General features: G+C 52.8%; 20 protein-coding genes. 7 read left to right on the top strand and 13 right to left on the bottom strand.

Translation table 11 applies throughout. From position 1 onward, the window contains the following. Position 1: 1 nt before the first annotated feature. Together gspE and hofC are read left to right on the top strand one after the other, a co-directional pair. Positions 2–1,447, top strand: a complete 1,446-nt coding sequence (gene gspE / locus B4923_RS01000; protein WP_109052487.1) for a type II secretion system protein GspE — start codon at positions 2–4, stop codon at positions 1,445–1,447. Further along, complete coding sequence (gene hofC, locus B4923_RS00995; protein WP_109052486.1) at positions 1,444–2,649, top strand: protein transport protein HofC; 1,206 nt, start codon at positions 1,444–1,446, stop codon at positions 2,647–2,649. The genes gspE and hofC overlap by 4 nt, the downstream gene beginning before the upstream one ends. Positions 2,650–2,679: 30 nt before the next feature. Here the strand turns inward: hofC and B4923_RS00990 are convergent, their stop codons facing one another. Further along, on the bottom strand, positions 2,680–3,720 hold the full coding sequence (locus B4923_RS00990) for a GMP reductase (protein ID WP_109052485.1): 1,041 nt from the start codon (positions 3,718–3,720) through the stop codon (positions 2,680–2,682). 433 nt (positions 3,721–4,153) lie between these two features. Between B4923_RS00990 and B4923_RS00985 the strand changes: the two genes are divergently transcribed. From B4923_RS00985 to yacG, 4 genes are all read left to right on the top strand, one after another. After that, positions 4,154–5,731 (top strand): alpha-N-arabinofuranosidase, encoded by a 1,578-nt coding sequence (locus B4923_RS00985; RefSeq protein ID WP_109052675.1) that lies wholly within the window; start codon positions 4,154–4,156, stop codon positions 5,729–5,731. Between the two features lie 268 nt (positions 5,732–5,999). Beyond that, positions 6,000–6,626: a dephospho-CoA kinase gene (gene coaE, locus B4923_RS00980; RefSeq protein ID WP_109052484.1), complete on the top strand. Its 627-nt coding sequence runs from the start codon at positions 6,000–6,002 to the stop codon at positions 6,624–6,626. Next, a complete protein-coding gene (gene zapD, locus B4923_RS00975) occupies positions 6,619–7,371 on the top strand; it encodes a cell division protein ZapD (RefSeq protein WP_109052483.1) in 753 nt (250 codons plus the stop codon). Before coaE ends, zapD begins: the two co-directional genes overlap by 8 nt. 68 nt (positions 7,372–7,439) lie before the next feature. Then, positions 7,440–7,640: a DNA gyrase inhibitor YacG gene (gene yacG, locus B4923_RS00970; RefSeq protein ID WP_109052482.1), complete on the top strand. Its 201-nt coding sequence runs from the start codon at positions 7,440–7,442 to the stop codon at positions 7,638–7,640. Between the two features lie 174 nt (positions 7,641–7,814). Here yacG and mutT read toward each other — a convergent pair whose 3' ends face one another. The 3 genes from mutT to secM form a co-directional block, all read right to left on the bottom strand. After that, positions 7,815–8,210: an 8-oxo-dGTP diphosphatase MutT gene (mutT, locus tag B4923_RS00965; protein ID WP_109052481.1), complete on the bottom strand. Its 396-nt coding sequence runs from the start codon at positions 8,208–8,210 to the stop codon at positions 7,815–7,817. A gap of 72 nt (positions 8,211–8,282) precedes the next feature. Next, on the bottom strand, positions 8,283–10,985 hold the full coding sequence (gene secA / locus B4923_RS00960; protein WP_109052480.1) for a preprotein translocase subunit SecA: 2,703 nt from the start codon (positions 10,983–10,985) through the stop codon (positions 8,283–8,285). A gap of 99 nt (positions 10,986–11,084) precedes the next feature. Further along, complete coding sequence (gene secM / locus B4923_RS00955; protein ID WP_109052479.1) at positions 11,085–11,597, bottom strand: secA translation cis-regulator SecM; 513 nt, start codon at positions 11,595–11,597, stop codon at positions 11,085–11,087. A gap of 28 nt (positions 11,598–11,625) precedes the next feature. Between secM and B4923_RS00950 the strand changes: the two genes are divergently transcribed. After that, positions 11,626–12,153, top strand: a complete 528-nt coding sequence (locus B4923_RS00950) for a DUF721 domain-containing protein (RefSeq protein ID WP_109052478.1) — start codon at positions 11,626–11,628, stop codon at positions 12,151–12,153. Positions 12,154–12,165: 12 nt separating this feature from the next. On the opposite strand, the gene lpxC is transcribed toward B4923_RS00950, so the two are convergent. The 9 genes from lpxC to murD all read right to left on the bottom strand — a co-directional run bounded on the left by lpxC (position 12,166) and on the right by murD (position 22,604). Beyond that, positions 12,166–13,083 carry a UDP-3-O-acyl-N-acetylglucosamine deacetylase gene (gene lpxC, locus B4923_RS00945; RefSeq protein WP_109052674.1) on the bottom strand — a complete coding sequence of 306 codons (918 nt, stop codon included), beginning with the start codon at positions 13,081–13,083 and terminating at the stop codon, positions 12,166–12,168. A 102-nt stretch (positions 13,084–13,185) separates the two neighbouring features. Continuing rightward, positions 13,186–14,334: a cell division protein FtsZ gene (gene ftsZ / locus B4923_RS00940; RefSeq protein WP_109052477.1), complete on the bottom strand. Its 1,149-nt coding sequence runs from the start codon at positions 14,332–14,334 to the stop codon at positions 13,186–13,188. A gap of 69 nt (positions 14,335–14,403) precedes the next feature. Beyond that, positions 14,404–15,660: a cell division protein FtsA gene (ftsA, locus tag B4923_RS00935; RefSeq protein WP_109052476.1), complete on the bottom strand. Its 1,257-nt coding sequence runs from the start codon at positions 15,658–15,660 to the stop codon at positions 14,404–14,406. Then, positions 15,657–16,529 carry a cell division protein FtsQ gene (gene ftsQ / locus B4923_RS00930; protein ID WP_109052475.1) on the bottom strand — a complete coding sequence of 291 codons (873 nt, stop codon included), beginning with the start codon at positions 16,527–16,529 and terminating at the stop codon, positions 15,657–15,659. The genes ftsA and ftsQ overlap by 4 nt, the downstream gene beginning before the upstream one ends. Before the next feature lies 1 nt (position 16,530). Next, the gene (locus tag B4923_RS00925; RefSeq protein ID WP_109052474.1) at positions 16,531–17,451 is read right to left on the bottom strand and encodes a D-alanine--D-alanine ligase; all 921 of its coding nucleotides are present in this window, start codon (positions 17,449–17,451) and stop codon (positions 16,531–16,533) included. Between the two features lie 8 nt (positions 17,452–17,459). After that, entirely contained in the window at positions 17,460–18,920 is a 1,461-nt protein-coding gene (gene murC / locus B4923_RS00920) for a UDP-N-acetylmuramate--L-alanine ligase (RefSeq protein WP_109052473.1), read from the bottom strand. Between the two features lie 77 nt (positions 18,921–18,997). Beyond that, the gene (murG, locus tag B4923_RS00915; RefSeq protein ID WP_109052472.1) at positions 18,998–20,089 is read right to left on the bottom strand and encodes an undecaprenyldiphospho-muramoylpentapeptide beta-N-acetylglucosaminyltransferase; all 1,092 of its coding nucleotides are present in this window, start codon (positions 20,087–20,089) and stop codon (positions 18,998–19,000) included. Next, the gene (gene ftsW / locus B4923_RS00910; RefSeq protein ID WP_109052471.1) at positions 20,086–21,288 is read right to left on the bottom strand and encodes a cell division protein FtsW; all 1,203 of its coding nucleotides are present in this window, start codon (positions 21,286–21,288) and stop codon (positions 20,086–20,088) included. Before ftsW ends, murG begins: the two co-directional genes overlap by 4 nt. Beyond that, positions 21,288–22,604, bottom strand: a complete 1,317-nt coding sequence (murD, locus tag B4923_RS00905; RefSeq protein ID WP_109052470.1) for a UDP-N-acetylmuramoyl-L-alanine--D-glutamate ligase — start codon at positions 22,602–22,604, stop codon at positions 21,288–21,290. The genes ftsW and murD overlap by 1 nt, the downstream gene beginning before the upstream one ends. Positions 22,605–22,606 lie beyond the last annotated feature (2 nt).

Here is a 22,606-nt window from a genome sequence, read left to right as displayed (position 1 = left end):
GATGACCGACGCCAAGCATCTGATGGACGAATTGCAGCTACTGTGCCGCCGTTATCATGCCCTGCTAGTGGGACTGGACGAACAAACGATTTCCGTTGCGGTCAGTGCTTCCCCCTCAGCAGAGATGATCGCCGCCCTGCGTTTTGCCGGTAACCGCCGGATATTAGTCGAGCAATGGCCGCAGGCAAAAATGGAGCAGCGGCTTAATCCGGCAAATATCATTGAAAAGCCCGCGACAGCGTCTCCCACCCAACCGGATAGCCCCACCAGCGACGACGATCCTCCTGTCGTTCAGTTTATTGATCAGACGTTGCGGCTGGCCATTCAGCGCCGGGCCTCAGACATTCATTTTGAGCCTTTGCTGACCTACTACCGGCTCCGGTTGCGCATTGATGGGGTGTTACAGGAAATAGCCGCGCCACCCGCGGAACTGACAGCGCGATTGACCGCACGGCTGAAAATCATGGGCAAACTGAATATCGCTGAACGCCGTTTACCGCAGGATGGGCAATTCAGTCTGGTACTGGATCAGCAAACCTACTCATTACGCATTGCAACACTTCCGGTACAGCAGGGGGAAAAAGTGGTGCTGCGCATTTTACAAACCCATCAGCAGGAGTTGATACTCGGCAAGCTGGGGATGTCCGAAAACGCGCTGGCGCAGTTTATCCAGATACTGAGCGCCCCTCAGGGAATGATTCTGGTTACCGGACCGACAGGCAGCGGAAAAACCGTGACGCTCTATAGCGCCATCCGGTGGCTGAATGATGTCAGCCGTAATATATGCAGCGTTGAAGACCCCATTGAGATCCCCCTGCCCGGTATTAACCAGACGGCGGTCAACCCGAAAGCCGATCTCGATTTCAGTCGGATATTACGCGCCCTGTTACGTCAGGACCCGGACGTGATCATGATTGGCGAAATCCGCGATGCCGAAACCGCAGAAATAGCCGTCAAAGCAGCGCAAACCGGGCATCTGGTCATGTCCACGCTGCATACCAACTCCGCAATAGAAACGCTGAGCCGATTGAGTCACCTAGGTATTCCCGGCTACCTGCTTGCCACAGCACTGAAGTTGGTCATAGCACAACGGTTGGTCCGCCGTTTATGTCCGCACTGTAAAACCCAGAGCGAACCCCTGCGCCATTTTCCTGACGAAATATGGCATGGCCCCTTGAATCATTGGCAAGCGCAAGGTTGTAGCCACTGCTTTTCCGGCTATTACGGCCGCATCGCCATACATGAACTACTGGTTGTGACACCGGCACTCCAGCAGGCGCTGGTCAGCAACGCCAGCGATCGTCAGTTAGCCGCACTCTCGCGTAATGCAGGCTTTCCTACACTGTTTGTGACTGGATTATCGCTGGTTAATGAAGGAATAACGTCGATAGCCGAAGTGTATCGTGTCGTTGGCGACAATATTGCGGGTAAGGCAGAAACCGTATGAAGCAGGAGCGCTTATATCACTGGCAGGCGATTACGCCGGAAGGAGAGTTCGCGCATGGCGAAATAATTGATTTCCATCGGCATCAGGCTTATATCCGCCTCATTGCGCAGGGCTATCAGCCCTTGTCTCTCAAAACCGGACAATATCTATCGCCGCGTTATTGGAAAAATGAGCATCTTGGTGAGTTGATCAAACAGTTGGCGACACTGCTACAGGCGGGACTCCCTTTATTGGACGCGCTGAAACTGCTCGCAGAACAGCATGAACGTCCCGGCTGGCGCTGTGTTCTCAAAGACATCGGTATCCAGGTTGCGCAGGGGAAAGCGCTATCTGAAACGCTCGCTGACTACCCGCACATCTTTCCCGTCGTCTATCGTTCCTTGATCGCCGTCGGCGAGCTCACCGGGAAACTCGATGAATGCTGTCTGCAACTGGCGCGCCAACAGGAAAAACAATGCCATCTGCAACGCAAAGTCATTAAAGCACTGCGCTACCCTTGCTTCGTATTGGCTGTCGCGTTGCTGGTCAGCACCATGATGTTGACTCTGGTATTACCGGAGTTCGCCAACCTATACGCTTCATTTGATACCCCGCTTCCCTGGTTTACCCAACAGTTGATGCGCCTGGCAAGCTGGGGAATCCATTACGGTTTAGCGGCATTACTCCTATTCGCGGCCTTATTGATGGTTTATATCGGCCTGCGAAACAGCAGGCAGGCATGGCGGGAAAGAGAGCAGGCGTGTTTACTTAAAATACCGGTGATATCAGGCCTGATTCGAGGGAAATGTCTGAATCAGATATTCAACATATTGGCCATGACCCAATATGCAGGGTTGACCTTACCTGCCGGACTGGATGCCGCCGCCACGATCCATCATCCTCTCTACCAATCAGCCGTACGGCAAATACAAGAGCAGATTCATCAGGGCATTACCCTGCATCACGCAACCCGGCAATTCATCATGCTGTTTCCCGCGCCCTGCCAGCAACTGATTAGCGTCGGCGAGGAGACGGGGGCATTAGATACGCTATTTGCACAGTTAGCACAGTGGTATGAAAGAAAGACAGAGCAGCAGGCCGAAAACCTCACTCAAACGCTGGAGCCCATATTGATGATGGTGGTGGGAGGTATGGTCGGAGCAATCGTGGTAGGCATGTATCTGCCTATTTTTCAGTTAGGCAATGTATTGGCTGGAGGTTGATCCAGCCAATACCATCAAAAGGAACGGCCATTACCCGTTGAAAACACGGTTTTCCTGTTCAGCAACACGGATAAACGTCGTGCGTTTGGTCAACTCTTTCAGGCGTGATGCGCCGACATACGTGCAGGCTGAACGTAATCCCCCCAGGATGTCGCGCACGGTATTATCCACCGGACCGCGAAGAGGTAATTTAACGGTTTTACCTTCCGCTGCACGGTATTCGGCAACGCCGCCTACGTGTCTCTCCATCGCCGAAGCCGAACTCATGCCATAAAACAGCATCATTTTTTCGCCATTTTCCTCGACAATCGTGCCTTCACATTCATCATGCCCGGCCAACATGCCTCCCAGCATGACGAAATCCGCACCGCCGCCAAAGGCTTTGGCAACGTCTCCCGGCGCAGAACAACCACCGTCACTGACGATTTGTCCACCCAATCCGTGTGCGGCATCAGCACATTCAATCACCGCGGACAATTGCGGATAGCCAACCCCGGTTTTGACCCGGGTAGTACAAACCGAACCAGGTCCAATACCGACTTTCACAATATCCGCACCGGAGAGGATCAGTTCTTCAACCATTTCCCCCGTCACGACGTTACCCGCACAAATCACCTTATCCGGAAAAGCTTCACGCGCTTTTTGCAGGAAAGTAACAAAGTGCTCGGAATAACCATTCGCCACATCGATACAAATAAATTTCAGCTCCGCTGACAACGCGACAATTTGCTTTAACCTGACAAAATCCGCATCGGACGTCCCCGTCGATACCATGACATGACGCAGGACAGCTGCCGATGAACGTTGTACAAACTGCGTCCATTGCTCCAGCGAGTAATGTTTGTGAACGGCGGTCAATACATCAAACGATGCCAGCGTCTCTGCCATACGGAATGTACCCACCGTATCCATGTTGGCGGCAATAATCGGCACCCCGGACCAGTCTTCCCCGGCGTGGAGAAAGGTGAACTGACGTTCTAGTTCAACGTCAGAACGGCTTTTGAGGGTAGAGCGTTTAGGGCGGATAAGAACGTCTTTAAAGCCCAACTTTAAATCTTCTTCAATACGCATGAGGTTCGAATTCCTGGTTAGTGGCGATGGTTCGCAAAAATTGTGATCGGCGAAATTAGTGCCATATCCAGTGACGCTATCATACGCGGTAATAATCCTGCGACAAGAGTGCGAATTTACTTTTTTAAGTGACGCCGATGAATGTCCCCGGGCCATCATCACGGCTTGTAATCGCCGGCCACAAACCCAAACCAACACCCAGCCGCCGAAGTGACGCGCTGCGCAATATACGACGGCTGAAACGCGGCTATTAAGGATGGCGAGGGCGGAAATGTGACGTACGCTATATTACCATCCGGTTAATCTCTATAATATTTCTCCCCGATATAACACCGGATTGTCACTGGTCATCGACCAGGCAAAACCTGAGTGGGTTCTCGCAAGAGGCTCACTCAGGTTTTTTTTTAACTTGAATATTATTGGCGGGATGAATATGAGAAAGATGAAGCTCTCGGTATTAATGGTGGGATTAATGGGAATGATGTCGGCAGCAGTCGCAGAAAACCGCATCGAAGCGACACTGAAAGCCGAACAATCCGGCCCTCAGATATCGCGCTATATCTATGGCCAGTTTTCCGAGCATCTGGGGCGCGGCATTTACGATGGCATCTGGGTCGGCCCTGATTCATCCATTCCTAACACACGCGGCATCAGAAACGATGTGGTCTCAGCCCTCAAAGCGATCAAGGTGCCGGTCGTGCGCTGGCCGGGCGGATGTTTCGCTGACGAATATCACTGGCGCGACGGCATAGGGCCGCGCGATAAACGCCCGGTGCGCAAGAATAACTGGTGGGGAGGCGGTCTGGAAAACAATGCCTTCGGCACCCATGAGTTTTTCGATTTTGCCGAACAGATCGGCGCGGATGCCTATCTTTCGGTCAATGTCGCGTCATCCACGCCGACGGAAATGCGTGAATGGATCGAATATTTAACGTCGAAGGAGCAGGACAGTCTGGCCAACGAGCGCCGCGCCAATGGCCGCGACGAACCGTTTAAGGTGCCTTTTATCGGCATCGGCAATGAAAGCTGGGGCTGCGGCGGCAATATGACGCCGGAGTATTATTCCAATGAACTGCGCCGCTGGGGATCTTTTTTCCATAAAGACGGCCTCAATTTCCATGAAGGCAATGACAATACCGCGTTGCGCGTCGCTTCCGGCGCGAATAACGACGACACCCACTGGACTGACGTGGTTATGAAAAACGCCGCGTTTCATATGGATGCAATCTCTTTGCATTTTTACACGGTGCTGACGGGTGAATGGGTAAACCGTAATCAGGCCAGCGCGACGGGGTTCCCTGAAGAGCAGTGGAACGCGATTTTCCAGCAAACCTTACGTATGGACGATGTGCTGCAGCAGCATATTGCCGTCATGGATAAGAACGATCCGCAAAAACGAATCGGCCTGTTCGTTGACGAATGGGGCACCTGGTATAACGTTGAGCCCGGCACCTATGCGGGTCATCTGTTCCAGCAGAACACCCTGCGCGACGGCATCCTGGCTGCCGCCAACTTCAATATTTTTCATAAATATGCCGAGCGCGTGCGGATGACCAACATCGCTCAGGCCATCAATGTATTGCAGGCGATGATTCTGACAGAAGGCGACAAGATCGCGCTGACGCCGACCTATTATGCCTTCAAGATGTATGTGCCGTTCCAGGATTCTACTGCTATCCCGCTTGATGTTAAGGCGCCGCAGCTGACTTCCGGCGGCAAATCGTTCCCGGCCTTCAACGTTTCCGCCGCCAGGGCGAAGGACGGCAAGATATATATAGGCGTCGCCAACATGAATCTGCGCGAAGGCTATGACCTGTCCATCAATCTGGGAACGCTTAAAGCGAAGTCTGTTTCCGGCGAAATACTGACCAGCACGGTAATGGATGCGCACAACATTCCCGGCCAGCCTGAAGCTATTCATCCGGTAACCTATCAAGACGGCAAGATTAACGGCTCGGTGCTGTCGTTGAAAATCCCTGCGAAATCGGTAGTGGTGGTGAGCCTGGAGTAAGCGGGGCTAAGCCACAACGTTCACTATGCCGCGCTGCCGGCAGCCCAACGGGGCGAGGTCCATGGATGGGCCGAGTAACAGAGCCAACGCACAGGCAACCTGAAGTATGACGGGTATAGCGGCGAGGCGGCGTATTGATTTAAACGCCGCCGGAAGCCGCGGCCACACTGGCATCCATCCATTTTTCCGCCGTTTTATTCCACGCGCAAAACTTCCCTGTTTGGGATAAAATCAGATAAATTTATCCATTAACTTTAAAAATCGGCATATGACCTATATCGTAGCCTTAACCGGTGGTATCGGCAGCGGGAAAAGCACGGTTGCCAATGAGTTTGCAAAATTAGGGGTAACCATCATTGACGCAGATATTATTGCGCGTCAGATGGTTGAACCCGGCACGCCTGCGCTGGAAGCGATCAGACACCGATTTGGCGACAGCATCCTCAATGCTGACGGCTCCCTCAATCGCTCAGCATTACGTCAACGAATTTTTTCTTCTTCGGAAGAAAAACGATGGCTGAACAATCTGCTGCACCCATTGATTCATGCAGAAACACAGCGACAGTTTCAGACATCAACCGGACCGTATCTACTTTGGGTGATACCATTGCTGATAGAGAACGGCTTGCAACAACGTGTTCAGCGTGTTCTGGTAGTAGACGTCAGCCGGGATACACAGCTCGAACGCACGCTGGCACGAGATGGATCCAGCCGACAACAGGCAGAAAACATACTGGCGGCGCAGGCGACCCGAGAGCAACGCCTGGCTTATGCCGATGATATTATCGATAATAATAGCAGTCAGAAACAACTCGCCCCACGCGTTGCCGAACTGCACCGCCATTACCTTGAGCTGGCTGCTTCTGCTACTGACAGGATTACTAAGAATGAGTGACGCTTCCTCAACCATTTTGTTTGAATATCCTCTTAACGAAAAGACGCGTACCTGGTTACGAATCGAATCGTTGTTGCAACAACTACATCAAAATCATGCCCTAACCGATATGGGAAGCGCCCTGACGTTCTTTCGTTCCATTTCAGACCTGATGGACGTATTGGAACGCGGGGATGTTCGTACCGAATTATTAAAAGAACTGGAACGCCAGCAGCAAAAATTATTGCAGTGGAGCGATGTGCCAGGCGTCGATATGGATCGTATTCACGCCCTGCGACGCCAGTTAAAAGATCAGTCTGCGGTACTGATGGCGGCGCCACGGATGGGGCAAATTCTGCGTGAAGACCGTCTGATCAGCATGGTTCGCCAGCGGCTGAATATTCCGGGGGGATGTTGCAGCTTCGATTTACCAACGCTGCACATCTGGCTTCATCAGCCACAGGAGCAGCGTGAGCAGTTGGTGTCAGGCTGGTTAGCCTCATTAACGCCGTTAAAGAAATCACTGGATATGATACTGGAACTGATTCGCCACTCCGGTACCTTCCGCCAACAAACCAGCCTGAATGGCTTCTTTCAGGATAACGCGTCCGACGCGGACCTGTTACGCTTACGTATCGAACTGGCGCACCAGCTTTACCCGCAGATATCCGGTCATAAAACGCGTTATGCCATTCGTTTTCTCGCTCTGGACAGTGAAAACGGTCAAATTCCCTCTCGTTTAGCTTTCGATTTAGCCTGTTGTTAACGCGGTGATGAAGAAAATGTCAGGATTAGAATCAACATGTTATAAGGGAACTGGTCAGGAGAAAGTAAATGGATAATGAGATAATAACGGTGCAATGTCCGACATGTAAAAAGTCGGTGGTGTGGAATGCAAAAAGCGTTTATCGACCATTTTGCAGTAAGCGCTGCCAGCTCATTGACCTCGGCGAATGGGCCGATGAAGAGAAGCGTATTCCCAGCGATGATATCATTTCAGACAGTGAAGACTGGAGCGACGACCCGCAGCACTGATGCTGTGCCGCCTTCAACCAAAAGCGTCTGCCGATATTCAGATACCGCACGCAGCTAAAACGGTATCTGAATCTGGTAAAGCGGATCATAGATATGACGCAGGCTTTTCAGATAATGGCTTCATGTGCGTTTTTACACGGCGCGTTATTAAAAAGGGCGTTATTACAAGCGTCGTTAGTTCGATTTCAACCAGCGGATCATTTCCGCATTCGCAGGCGGGAATTCGTCTTCCTTCAGTTCATCCACGTTCAACCAGCGGGATGATTGCCCTTCACGGCCATAGGGTTCGCCCTGCCAGCTTTCCACCAGAAAAAAGTGCAGCGTAATAATGCGCTCTGACGTAGAAAACGTCTTTTTGTTCAGAAACGTTGGTCTCTCAGCTTCAATCCCGGTCTCTTCGCGCAGCTCGCGAATTAATGCTTGTTCAGGCGTTTCGCCCTCTTCTACTTTTCCGCCAGGAAACTCCCACATCCCCGCCATATGAACGCCAACAGGACGACGAGCAATAAAAAACCGTTGCTCCGCATTGCGAATGATACCTACCGCAACAGATAACTGTTTTTGCACCATGATATGATATTTCCTATCAAGTAAAAGGCGGTCCAAGACCGCCTTTGCATTATGACTCAATACGACGTTGCGTTATTTCTGCAAACGACCGTGGCACTGCTTATACTTTTTGCCCGATCCGCAAGGGCAAGGATCGTTACGACCAATTTTACGCTCGGCATGAACCGGAGAGCCGGTGTTCAGACTATCTTCCTCCTGATGGCTCAGCTGTTGCTGGCGAGCCAGGCGCTCCGCTTCTTCACGACGCTGCTGCTCCAGTGCCTCAATCTCTTCAGGCATCCGGACCTGCACTTTACTCAACGTGCTGATCACTTCATATTTCAGCGATTCCAGCATAGCGGCAAACATTGAGAACGACTCACGCTTGTATTCCTGCTTGGGGTCCTTCTGGGCATAACCACGCAGATGGATACCCTGACGCAGGTAGTCCATCGCAGCCAGATGCTCTTTCCACAGGGAATCCAGCGTCTGTAGCATCACGCCTTTCTCGAAGTTGCGCATCACTTCGCTGCCCACAATCTCTTCTTTACGCTGATACACGTCGATAGCCTGCTGGAAAATACGCTCGCGCAGCGTTTCTTCATGCAGTTCCGGCTCTTTATCCAACCATTCTTTAATCGGCATATCCAGATCAAAGTCGTTTTTCAGACGCTGTTCCAGACCTTCCGTATCCCACATTTCTTCCAGCGACTGCGGCGGAATATAGCTATCGATAGTGACCTTGAATACGTCCTCACGAATGCTGTTGATGGTTTCACTGATGTCGGAAACATCCAGCAGTTCATTACGCTGAGTATAAATAGCACGACGTTGATCGTTGGCAACGTCATCATATTCAAGCAATTGCTTACGAATATCAAAGTTGCGGCTTTCCACTTTACGCTGGGCGTTGGCAATCGCTTTGGTCACCCACGGGTGTTCAATCGCTTCGCCCGGTTTCATCCCAAGCTTACGCATCATGTTGGATACGCGATCGGAAGCAAAAATACGCATCAACGCATCTTCCATCGACAGGTAGAAACGAGAAGATCCCGCATCCCCCTGGCGACCGGAACGACCGCGCAACTGGTTATCAATACGACGGGATTCATGGCGCTCAGTACCAATGATATGCAAACCGCCCGCCGCCAGCACGGCGTCATGACGCTCCTGCCAGGCAGCCTTGATTGCCGCGATTTGTTCTTCATCCGGATTTTCCAGATGCGCGATTTCAGCCTGCCAGCTGCCACCCAGCACGATATCCGTACCACGACCGGCCATGTTGGTTGCAATGGTAACCGCTCCGCTTTGACCGGCCTGAGCAACGATGTCCGCTTCCATTGCATGGAATTTCGCGTTCAACACATTGTGTTTGATACCCGCTTTTTCCAGCGCATGAGAAACGACTTCCGATTTCTCAATGGAAATCGTACCTACCAGAACAGGCTGACCTTTTTCGGTACGCTCTTTGATGTCTTCAATGATCGCATCAATTTTCTCTTGCTCCGTCATATAAACCAGATCGGGCAAATCTTTACGGATCATCGGACGGTTGGTCGGTACAACAATCGTGTCCAGCTTGTAAATGGAGCTGAACTCAAACGCTTCGGTGTCCGCCGTACCGGTCATCCCGGCAAGCTTTTCATACAGACGGAAGTAGTTCTGGAAGGTAATGGAAGCCAGCGTCTGGTTTTCGTTTTGAATCGCCACATGCTCCTTCGCTTCCACCGCCTGGTGCAGACCATCCGACCAGCGACGTCCCTGCATGGTACGACCGGTGTGCTCATCAACGATAATGACCTCACCGTCTTTGACGATGTAATCCACGTCACGGGTAAACAGCACATGGGCACGCAGTGCGGCAGTCACATGGTGCATCAGCATGATGTTCGCCGGAGAGTACAGCGACTCACCTTCGTCCATGATGCCTTCCTTCACCAGCAGTTCTTCGACCAGCACCAGACCGCGTTCGGTCAGGTTAACCTGGCGGGCTTTCTCATCGACAGAGAAGTGCCCCTCTCCGTGGAACGTATCCGAGTCCTCTTTTTCCTGACGAATCAGGTGAGGAATGATCTTATTCACCCGGGTATAAAGCTCGGAGCTGTCTTCGGCAGGGCCGGAAATGATCAGCGGTGTACGCGCTTCATCGATCAGAATGGAGTCAACCTCATCCACCAGCGCGTAGTAGAGTTTACGCTGAACACGTTCTTCCGGGCTGAATGCCATGTTGTCACGAAGGTAGTCAAAACCATATTCGTTGTTGGTACCGTAAGTAATATCTGCCGCATAGGCTTCGCGTTTAGCAGGCGCAGGCATACCAGGCAGGTTGATCCCAACGCTCAGGCCAAGAAATTCAAACAGAGGACGGTTATTTTCGGCATCACGCTGCGCCAGATAGTCGTTCACCGTGACCACATGCACGCCGCGTCCCGTCAGGGCATTGAGGTAAGCGGGCAACGTCGCCGTCAGCGTTTTACCTTCACCGGTACGCATTTCTGCGATGCAACGCTCGTTCAATACCATCCCGCCGATGAGCTGTACGTCAAAATGACGCATACCAAATACGCGCTTACTGGATTCGCGAACGACAGCGAACGCTTCCGGCAACAGGCTCTCCAGCGTTTCGCCTTTTTCCAGACGGGCGCGAAACTCCGTCGTTTTCGCTTTCAGCTCTTCATCTGAAAGCTTTTCCATCGCGGGTTCCAGGCGGTTAATCACTTCTACGTTTTTGCGCATACGGCGCAAGGTGCGATCGTTACGGCTACCAAAAATTTTGGTTAGTATATTCATGACCATAATAGTTTTAATCTCACAAATGCCACTCATCCAGCGGCTGCACAACATCAAAATACTGGGGAAAAGCCCTACGGCTGTTAATTATCAATAACGTATTTTTCAGCTTTTGAAGTGCGGGCCGGCACGAATGCCTTGAATCTGGGCAAGCCAGAGTCCCGTTTGATGACGTGTCGGGGGGAAAAGGGATACGCGCCCTATTTGATGAACGGCGGTTGGTGGTTTTTCTTCACGCGTTAGCAGCGCATTAAGCGTATCCAGCAGCACTAACGAGTGCGACGGTAGCTCATCTGCCTGCTGTGCATCAATTTGCTGTGGTGCCGTCAGCGCAAAAGACAGGTGACGAATGACAGTACGAATGGCATGCTGATGCCAGTAGTCCACACTAAAAGACGATCGGCGATGCGCCTCTTTCAGCGCCACGAGGTCGGTCAGGCTGAGTGATACACTATTCTGGCGGCTGACGCTGGATGCAGAATTTGGCAAAGAAGCCAGATCCTGCGCCTCATTCAAACCTGTCGGCAAACCAAGACTCGCCGCGACCATCCCCAACAGGAGATGCGGCCAGAAATAACGTCTGCCAAATTGTCGCCAACGATTTAGAATACCAATCACAAGTTTAACGTCCGTCGGAGCCTGATTTATGCGTGATAGCCGCCCACAATCACTGGAGTCCCTGTTTGATAGCGCATCAGGTTCGGGCTCTGGTCCACTGCGTGATGTGCAACAACGCGCTATCGCTTTACTAAAACTTAACCGCGCCGTGCGCGGGTTACTTCCTGCACAATTGCACCCGTGGTGCCGCGTAGCGAATTATCGTCAAGGCCTGCTTATTCTGGAAACCGCCAACGCTAACTGGTTGATGCGGTTACGTTATGAACAACCCGCCTTGCTCTCTGCATTACGCGCACAAATATTACCATCATTGGCTTCAATCGACATCAGGATTAATCCATCACTCGCCGCAAAAGGACATGAAATCCTGAAAAATAACGACACACCGTCAACCAACGAAACAGAGAGCAAACCGTTACGTCAGTTAAGTGAGCAAAGCGCGAAAACACTAAGGAGTTTGGCTGGGCACAGCCCGGAGAAACTACGCAAGATATTAGAACGACTGGCTTCACTGGCCGGAGAGAGTACCAGTAAAACCAGTCGTAATAAGAAATGACAGCGCTAAGCGTTACGCCAATACTGTTGACGGCGCTTTAAATGCCAACGGCATTTCAGCTTCGTCTTCAAAGGTGACGTATTCCCACGCTTCCTGCTTAGCCAGAACCGCCTGCAACAGTTTGTTGTTCAAGGCATGACCAGACTTAAAGGCAGTAAATGCACCGATGATGTTATGACCACACATAAACAGGTCGCCAATGGCGTCCAGCATTTTATGGCGGACAAACTCATCTTCAAAACGCAAGCCGTCTTCGTTCAGTACCCGATAATCATCTACGACTATTGCGCAATCGAAACTACCGCCCAGGCACAACCCTCGAGACTGCAAGTATTCGATATCACGCATAAAACCGAAGGTACGCGCGCGGCTAATCTGGCGCACGAACGCATCAGCAGAGAAGTCCAGACGATAACGCTGGGAACCTGCATCAATAGCCGGGTGGTTGAAATCGATAGTGAAATCCAGGCTGAAGCCGTTGAACGGCGTCATCTCGGCCCACTTATCGCCATCTTCAACACGCACAGGCTGTTTGATACGCACAAATTTCTTGGCACTGTTCAGCTCTTCAATACCGGCATCTAACAGCAGGTAAACGAAAGGACTGGCACTACCATCCATAATTGGAATTTCCGGTGCATCAACTTCAATGACAATATTGTCAATTCCCAACCCTGCAAGGGCAGCGTTAAGATGCTCCACCGTAGAAATACGCACGTCATGCTCATTAACCAGGCAAGTACAGAGCATGGTATCACGCACGGATTTTGCATCAGCCGGAAAATCAACCGGGGGATTCAAGTCAGTGCGACGATAGATGACCCCGGTATTTGCCGGTGCAGGACGCATAGTCAGGGTGACTTTCTTGCCGGTATGCAAACCGACCCCTGTCGCCTGAACAATACGTTTTAATGTACGTTGTTTGATCATCATTTTATCTCGCATGTTACTGAACCTACCGACCTAGTATATACCAGGCTCGGCGGGACAGTTTAGCACAAAGAGCGGAGATTCCAACGTTATATGACAGTATTAATCTGCCTGCTTACGCAAGAACGCCGGGATATCCAGATAGTCTGGCTCTTTATTGGTTTGCGGATTCTGGTCATTCACCACCTTCGCAACCGGTTTTTCCTGAGTCAGCGGCGTCATGCCATGCTGCTGATAGCGATGATCCATAACCGGCTGAGACTGCTTATTGGTCACCAGTGTAATTTCAGGACGCTTGTCCATACCGATACCCGTGGCAACCACGGTTACACGCAGCTCATCATTCATATCAGGATCGAGGGAGGTACCGATAACGACCGTCGCATTGTCGGAAGCAAAGGCACGGATGGTATTACCCACCGTTTCAAACTCATCCAGACGCAGGTCGAAGCCGGCAGTGATGTTAACCAGCACACCGCGTGCGCCAGACAGATCGATATCTTCCAGCAGCGGGCTGGAGATCGCCATTTCGGCCGCTTCTTCAGCGCGATCTTCACCACGGGCCACACCGGAGCCCATCATGGCATAACCCATTTCGGACATCACGGTGCGCACGTCTGCAAAGTCGACGTTCATCAGGCCAGGGCGGGTGATCAGTTCGGCAATACCCTGCACCGCACCTTTCAACACGTCATTGGCTGCGCCAAACGCATCCAGCAGGGAAATACCGCGTCCCAATACTTTCAATAATTTATCGTTTGGAATCGTGATCAGAGAATCGACGTGCTTGGACAGCTCGGCGATACCCTGCTCAGCAAAAGCCATACGTTTTTTGCCTTCAAAATTGAAGGGTTTGGTCACGACGGCCACCGTCAGAATACCCAGGTCTTTCGCGACTTCAGCCACGACAGGTGCCGCGCCGGTACCGGTACCACCGCCCATACCGGCGGCGATAAATACCATGTCCGCGCCTTCAAGCGCAGCCCGCAGCGCTTCACGATCTTCTTCTGCGGAATTGCGGCCGACTTCCGGATTGGCGCCAGCCCCCAGACCTTTGGTAATACCGCTACCAATCTGAATCGTCTGGCCCACGGCGGTTTTACGCAGTGCCTGCGCATCCGTATTGACCGCGAAGAATTCAACGCCCTCGATGCGCTCGCGCACCATGTGTTCGACAGCGTTACCGCCGCCGCCGCCGACGCCGATGACTTTAATCACCGCGTCGTTGGTTAATTCCATTGGTTCAAACATAGTTTCTCTCCGTTTTGTGCCTGTAACTGCGAGATCATAAAATTGTGCCAGGTGATCTCTTTGATAAAATTAAAATTCTTTCCTCAACCAGCTATTGATTCTTTTGAACCAATTGCTCACTGAGGCACGTTTTTCGACTTCATGCTCACCGCCAAGGTGAGATTCCTTGCCGTAATGCAGTAACCCTACCGCGGTGGAGTAGTAAGGCTCCTGAGCATAGTCTGTGAGACCTGTAATATTTAGTGGCTGCCCAATGCGTACCTGTGTATGAAATACACGCTGCGCACAAGCGGCCAATCCGTCGATTTGCGCGGCACCGCCAGTCAGTACAATACCCGCTGCCAGATGGTGCTTGACGCCTTGTTGACGTAACTGCTCCTGCAACTGTAAAAGTTCGTCGTTTACCAAATTTAAAAGTTCGGTATAACGTGGCTCGATCACTTCAGCCAGCGTTTGCCGTTGTAAACTACGCGGCGGACGCCCCCCAACGCTTGGGACCTCCACATTTTCATCTTTGCCGACAATCGCGCCCAATGCGCAACCGTGGCGAACCTTGATCGCTTCCGCATCCGTCGGCGGTGTACCGAACGCATAGGCAATATCGCTGGTTACCACGTTGCCCGCGTAAGGAATCACTTTGGTATGCCTCAGGGCGCCGCCGGTATAAACGGCGATGTCCATCGTGCCGCCGCCGATATCCACGACACACACACCCAGCTCACGTTCATCTTCCGTCAACACGGCGTAGCTGGATGCCAGACCAGCGAAAATCAGCTGATCTACTTTCAGACCACAGCGTTCTACCGCTTTGACAATATTCTTCGCCATATCGTTATGGCAGGTAATCAGGTGGACTTTCGCCTGCATGCGCACGCCGGATAATCCAACCGGATTTTTAATCCCTTCCTGATAGTCAATGGCATACTCCTGCGGGATCACATGAAGCACCCGGTGTTCATCACGTACGCGCACGGACTTGGCGGTATGCACCACGCTTTCCACATCTTCCTGAGTCACCTCTTCTTCAGAAATAGGCACCATCCCTATTTCATTCTGGCAACTGATGTGTTTTCCCGATAACGCCAGATACACAGAGGAAATCTGGCAGTCCGCCATCAGCTCGGCCTGGTCAATGGCGCGCTGCACGCATTTGACGACAGACTCGAGATCGTTGACGCCGCCTTTATCCATACCACGTGACGGGCAACTGCCCACGCCAATAATATTGACCATGCCATCGGGCAGAACCTCCCCTACCAGCGCAGCCACTTTCGCTGTACCGATCTCCAGCCCAACTACCAGTTTTCTGTCCGTCGACTTGATCATTGTTGTTTAGCCTGTGCCTGATTCTGTTTCTGATTACTGTTCTGTTGCTGATCAATGTCTTGTTTCTGATCAACGCTTTGCTGATCAAACAAGGCCGGCGCCCAACCTACGGCTGCTCCAGAGTCATAACGCAGATCAACATAGCTGATACGCTTGTTATCGCTCTGCGCCTGCCGTTGCAACAGCGGATAAAGCTCGATAAAGCGTTCCAGTCGCCGCTCCCGATCATCTCGCCCCAATTCAAGACGAATATCGTCATCCAATGCCAGTTGCCACGAGTGACGTGCGCTCATCGCAACCATTTTTAACGTAAACTTTCTTGCCGCCAGTTCCTGATTCATTGTCCGGTAACCCTCCAGCACATCGGTTTCACTCCCTTCCGGGCCGTACAGCAATGGCATCTTGCGGTTACCTACCCGCTCTGCGGGAACGCTGAAAGAATTGCCCTGAGCATCAACCATCAACAAATCATTCCAACGAGCCACCGGAACATATTCAACCAGATGAATCTTTAATTCATCCGGCCACTGCTTACGAACACTGGCCTGTTTTATCCACGGCAAACGTTCAATCTGCTGCTGGATAACATTCACATCCTGTGTCATAAACGTGCCCGGCGACCCCAGCGCTAAAATCGCCTGACGAATATCGTCATTGGTGGTGTATTGCCTCTCGCCTGTCACCACCATCCGGGATAAGGGCAAACGACTGGCATCTTTCATCCATTCGACAACCATCCAGCTACCCCAGACGATCGTCCCTATCACCATCAGCAGGAACAATATTCCCGCCAGCTGTCCCCCGTTACTGCGACGCGTTCCTTTAACTTCCGGCTCCCGGCCGCGTGTATTCAGCGCTGCCTGCGACATATCAGCCAGCCAGCTCCAATACCTTTGCCACCAGTTGCGAGAAGCTCAGGCCATGTTGACGCGCCGCCATCGGCACCAGACTATGACTTGTCATGCCCGGAGAGGTGTTCACCTCCAGCAGATAGAACGCGCCGTCGCTATCCATCATCAGGTCAACACGTCCCCAGCCGCTGCAATCAAGCGCGCGGTATGCTGCCAGCGACAACGCCGCCAGCTCCTGCTCTTTCTCAACCGACAGACCGCTGGGACAAAAATACTGGGTATCATCAGACAGATACTTCGCTTCGTAATCGTAAAACGTGCCCGCCGCCTGAATACGAATAGAAGGCAATACTTCATCGCCAAGAATCGCGACAGTATATTCCGGGCCGCTCAGCCATTTCTCCACCAACACTTCGTCGTCATGGCGGAACGCTTCTTCGATCGCCGCATGCAGTTCGCTGGTTTGATTCACTTTACTCATACCAACGCTGGAACCTTCACGACTTGGCTTCACAATCAGCGGCAGTCCCAGATGCGCCAGTTTCTTCAGCAGTTCGTCCTGACTGAGCGCGGCAAATTGCTGACGATTCAACGCAACATACGGCGAGACCGGTAACCCCATCGCCGCCCACACCAGCTTGGTGCGTAACTTATCCATCGTCAGCGCAGACGCCATCACACCGCTGCCGGTATAGGGGAGTTGCAAAAACTCCAGCACTCCCTGCAATGTGCCATCTTCCCCACCACGACCATGCAGGGCGATAAAGACTTTGGTAAAGCCTTCATCTTTTAAATGCGTTACCGGAAACTCGCGGGTATCGACAGCGTGGGCATTAATCCCCGCTTCTTTCAGACCGTCCAGTACCGCCTGACCTGAAAGTAACGACACTTCACGTTCAGCCGAGGTTCCACCAAGCAATACAGCAACTTTCTCAGTCATGATGAGCCTCATTCATTTATCTGCGGCTGCAATCGGGAATCAGCCAATTTGCGCGCCAGTTTGCCGATATTGCCGGCGCCCTGAACCAAAATCAGATCGCCGCCTCGCAGGGCCTGTGACAATAGTTCAGGCAAGGTATCCACATCCGTCACCAAAATCGGATCTATCTTACCCCGTCCGCGGATGGTGCGGCACAGAGAGCGGCTATCCGCGCCAGGAATCGGCGACTCCCCTGCCGGATAGACATCCAACATCAGCAGAACATCGACCTGCGATAACACGTGAGCGAAATCATCATAGAGATCGCGGGTACGCGTATAGCGATGCGGCTGGAAAACCATCACCAGACGTTTGTCCGGCCAGCCTGCCCTTGCCGCTTTAATCGTCGCATCGACCTCCGTCGGGTGGTGACCATAATCATCCACCAGCATCGCACTGCCGCTTTGCCCGTTCACCGTCTCAAGCGCGTATTCACCCAGGAAATCAAACCGACGTCCCGTACCTTGAAAACGCTCCAGCGCACGCAGAATAGCGTCGTCGTCAATCCCTTCATCTGTCGCGACCGCGACGGCCGCCGCCGCATTCAATGCATTGTGACGGCCAGGGGCATTCAATGTCACATTCAGCACCGGCTTATCCTGGCGTTCCAGCGTGAAATGCCCCTGCGCCCCGATCTGTCGATAGCCGGCGACACGGACATCAGCATCGTCGCTGAACCCGTAAGTCGTGATATGACGCCCAACGCGCGGCAGCAATTCCCGAATAACCGGATCGTCAATACACATCACGGCCTGACCATAAAACGGCAAATTATGTAAAAAGTTGATGAACGTTTGCTTCAGGTTTTCAAAATCACCCTGATAGGTATCCATATGGTCGGCTTCAATATTGGTGACTATCGCGACCATGGGTTGCAGATGCAGGAAAGACGCATCGCTTTCGTCCGCTTCGGCAATCAAATAACGGCTCGATCCCAGACGCGCATGCGTTCCCGCCGCCTTAACCAAACCACCGTTTACAAACGTTGGGTCCAATCCCGCTTCGGCATAAATACTGGTTACTATTGCCGTCGTCGTGGTCTTACCATGCGTTCCCGCAATCGCAATGCCATGACGAAAGCGCATTAGCTCGGCCAGCATTTCGGCCCGACGAATCACCGGGATACGCGCTTCATGCGCGGCGACAATTTCCGGGTTATCCGCTGAAATCGCCGTGGATACCACCACCACGCTGGCATTCAGAACATTCTCGGCACGATGGTGGAAATAGATCTGCGCGCCCAGTTCAGCCAACTGCTGCGTTACCGCATTAGGAGCCAGATCGGAACCGCTGATTTCATAACCTTCATTGGCCAACACTTCGGCGATACCACCCATGCCGGCACCGCCGATGCCGACAAAGTGTATGTGCCGGACGCGATGCATCTCGGGCACGATTGAACGTAGTTTCGCCAGTTGTTGAGTATTCACTTTTTTCTATCGCTACCTTGTTTCATTCCCGGACACGCTATCGTCCGGCAATATTGTATGAATTAACCATGAACCATTTATCCATGAACGACACGGGTGGTTCGACTGTCCGCTACGGCGCTCACTTCCGCCGCCACACGTTCGGTGGCGTCCGGAATTGCCGCCGCGTGGGCCTGCTGCGCCATTTTCATCAATGTTGCCCGATCCCAGCCCGCCAGCGTTTCACTCACGGTGTCAACATTGAACTGCGGCTGCTCGATAATCTTTGCCGCTCCCACGTTCTCCAGCGGCAGTGCATTCCAGTACTGCTGTCTGTCTTTATGCTGAAACGGCACAAATAACGCTGGCAACCCGGCAGCGGCAATCTCACTGACCGTCAGCGCGCCAGCGCGGCAAACCACGACATCCGCCCAGGCATAGGCTGCGGCCATGTCATCGATAAATTCCGTAATCTTGTGCTGCGGCTGCCCGGCCTGTTGATAAGCCTGTTCAACCTCCGGCTGAGCGCCTTTCCCAACCTGATGCCAAATCGTAACGCGGTCACCCAATCGAGCGGCGACGCCGGGGAGCGTCTGATTAAGCACCCTCGCCCCCTGACTTCCTCCGAAGACCAGCACGCGTATGGGGCCGGTACGGTCAGCCAGACGTTGCTCAGGAGCCGGTAATGCCAGCACATCCGTTCTCACCGGATTACCCACGACGTCAGCGTCAGGAAACGCGCCGGGGAAAGCCTGCAACACTTTTTTGGCAATGCGAGACAACCAACGGTTGGTCAGTCCGGCAATGCCATTTTGTTCATGCAACACGACCGGGATACCACACAACCATGCCGCCAAACCACCGGGGCCGGAAACATAGCCGCCCATACCCAGCACCACATCAGGCTTATACGCGCGCATAATCGCCTGAGCCTGACGAACCGCACGGAAGATGCGCAATGGCGCACTTAGCTGGGCACGAAGCCCCTTTCCACGCAGGCCGGAAATACGGATAAAATCAATTTCAATCCCATGCTGCGGCACCAAATCCGCTTCCATACGATCCGCGGTTCCCAGCCAGCGTACCTGCCAGCCTTGCGCCATCAGATGATGCGCAACAGCCAGTCCCGGAAAGACATGTCCCCCCGTTCCGCCCGCCATCACCATCAAACGCTTGCCTTCGCCACTCATCGGGCACTCCTCGTAAACGCCTGTGCTTTTGTCAGTCGCGTTTCAAAATCAATACGTAACAGTAAAACGATAGCCGTCGACATAATGAGCAGACTGGAGCCACCGTAGCTGATCAAGGGTAATGTCAGTCCTTTCGTCGGCAACATCCCCGCCGCCGCGCCCACGTTTACCAAGGTCTGAAAGCTGAACCAGATGCCTATGGAACAGGCCAGAAAACCCGAGAAACGCTGATCAATCTCCAGCGCGCGCCGCCCGATGGACATCGCACGAAAAGCGACGAAGAATATCATTAACAGCGCCAAAACCACACCGATATAGCCGAGCTCTTCACCCAGAATAGAGAAAATGAAGTCGGTATGCGCTTCCGGCAGATATTCCAGTTTCTGTACCGAGTTTCCCAATCCTTGTCCCCACAGTTCGCCACGTCCGAACGCCATCAGGGATTGCGTCAACTGGTAACCACTACCGAAAGGATCTTCCCAGGGATTCCAGAAGGACGTCACGCGCCGCATACGATAGGGTTCGGCAATAACCAACAGGGCAACCGCGAACATGCCGCACCCGATAATCGCCAGGAACTGCCATAATTTCGCCCCGGCCAAAAACAACATCGCCAACGTCGTAATAAACAGTACAACCACTGTCCCCAGATCGGGCTGGGCAAGCAGTAACACCGCCAACACCACCATGACGCCCATCGGTTTGCAAAAGCCCCAGAAGTTGTTACGTACTTCTTCCACCTTGCGCACCATGTAGCTGGAGAGGTAACAAAACAGCGACAGTTTCGATAATTCCGCAGGCTGAATACGCAACGGCCCCAGTGAAATCCAGCGAGACGCCCCGTTAACCGAACTGCCTACCGCGAGCACCACCAGCAACATCACCATTGATGCCAACAGCAATACCGGGCTGTAACGCTGCCAAATCTCCATTGGCACACGAAGCGTCACCAACGACAAGGCAAACGCCAGCCCCAAATACAAGGCATCACGCTTGGCGAACAGGAATGGATCGCTGGCAAGGCGCTGTCCAACCGGCATTGATGCGGAGGTCACCATCACAAATCCCGTCACAGCCAGCCCCAGCGTCAGCCATACCAGCGTGCGGTCATACAGAACGATGCTCAGCGTATCGCTTTCACGCGTTCCCATGACCCAGCTTTTTAGACGCTCGATAAATGCCAGCCGGAAAAAACTCATCAGCCTAATTCCTCCGCCAGTCGGGCAAATTCCTCACCCCGATGCTCAAAACTGCGGAATTGATCGAGGCTGGCACAGGCAGGCGACAGTAAAACAAGGTCACCCGCTTTCACACGCGCAGCGATCAGTTGCATGGACTGTTCCATCGTTTCGGTTTGCTCAGCGATCTCCGGCCGCAACGCGGCCAGCTGTGCGCCATCACGACCAAAGCAATACAACCGGATATTGTCGCCCTGGAAATAACGCTGTAGTGGCGAAAAATCGGCCGACTTACCGTCTCCGCCCAATAGCAGATGCAATGTCCCTTCTACTTGCAGGCCGCTGAGTGCCGCCTCCGTACTACCGACATTGGTCGCTTTGGAATCATTTATCCATCGAACGCCATTGCGCTCCCACACCAGTTGGAAACGGTGCGCCAGTCCTGTAAATGTCGTCAGCGCCGTCAAGGCCGGCGCACGGGGAATACCGACCGCATCTGCCAACGCCAGGGCGGCCAGCGCGTTGGTATAGTTATGTTGTCCCACCAGCTTGATCTCGCGGGTGTTTAATACACGTTCGCCCTTGACCCGCAACCAGGTTTCACCCTGCTGTCGATTCAGATGATAATCACCCACGTCAACCCCGAAACTCCGGCAGCGCGCATCTGCGCCCCGCACCGGCATGGTCAGCGCATCATCAGCGTTAACCACGCACACGCTGGCGTGTTCATAAATACGTAACTTCGCGGCACGATACTGTTGTAAACCAAAGGGATAACGATTGGTATGATCTTCGGTTACATTCAGAATCGTCGCAGCAGCGGCATGCAGGCTGCTGGTAGTCTCCAACTGAAAACTCGACAATTCAAGCACATAGAGCTGATATTCTTGCTGCAACAATTGCAGTGCCGGTAAGCCGATATTACCGCCAACGCCGACTTGCCATCCGGCAGCTTTCGCCATTTCGCCGACCAACGTGGTCACCGTACTTTTACCATTAGAGCCGGTAATCGCCACAATCGGCGCCTGAGCCTCGCGGCAGAACAGTTCAATATCACCAACAATCTCAATGCCGGCTTCTTCAGCCTCACACAATATTGGCGTTGCCAGTGCAATCCCCGGACTTGCCACAATCAGGTCGGCATCCATCAACCAGTCATCGTTGAGACTGCCCAGATGACGCTCTATCGCCGGTGGCAGCTTATCCAGGCCTGGCGGACTGACACGGGTATCCACCACGCGCGGCACCACGCCACGCGCGAGAAAGAAATCAACACAGGAGAGCCCGGTCAGCCCCAACCCGATAATGACAACTTTTTTACCCTGATAGTCCACCATCT

This window comes from Brenneria roseae subsp. americana (genome assembly GCF_003115815.1).
GTDB classification, from domain to species: domain Bacteria; phylum Pseudomonadota; class Gammaproteobacteria; order Enterobacterales; family Enterobacteriaceae; genus Brenneria; species Brenneria roseae.
The sequence above is the reverse complement of the archived record's forward strand: the minus strand, read 5'-3'. Positions and strand labels throughout refer to the sequence as shown.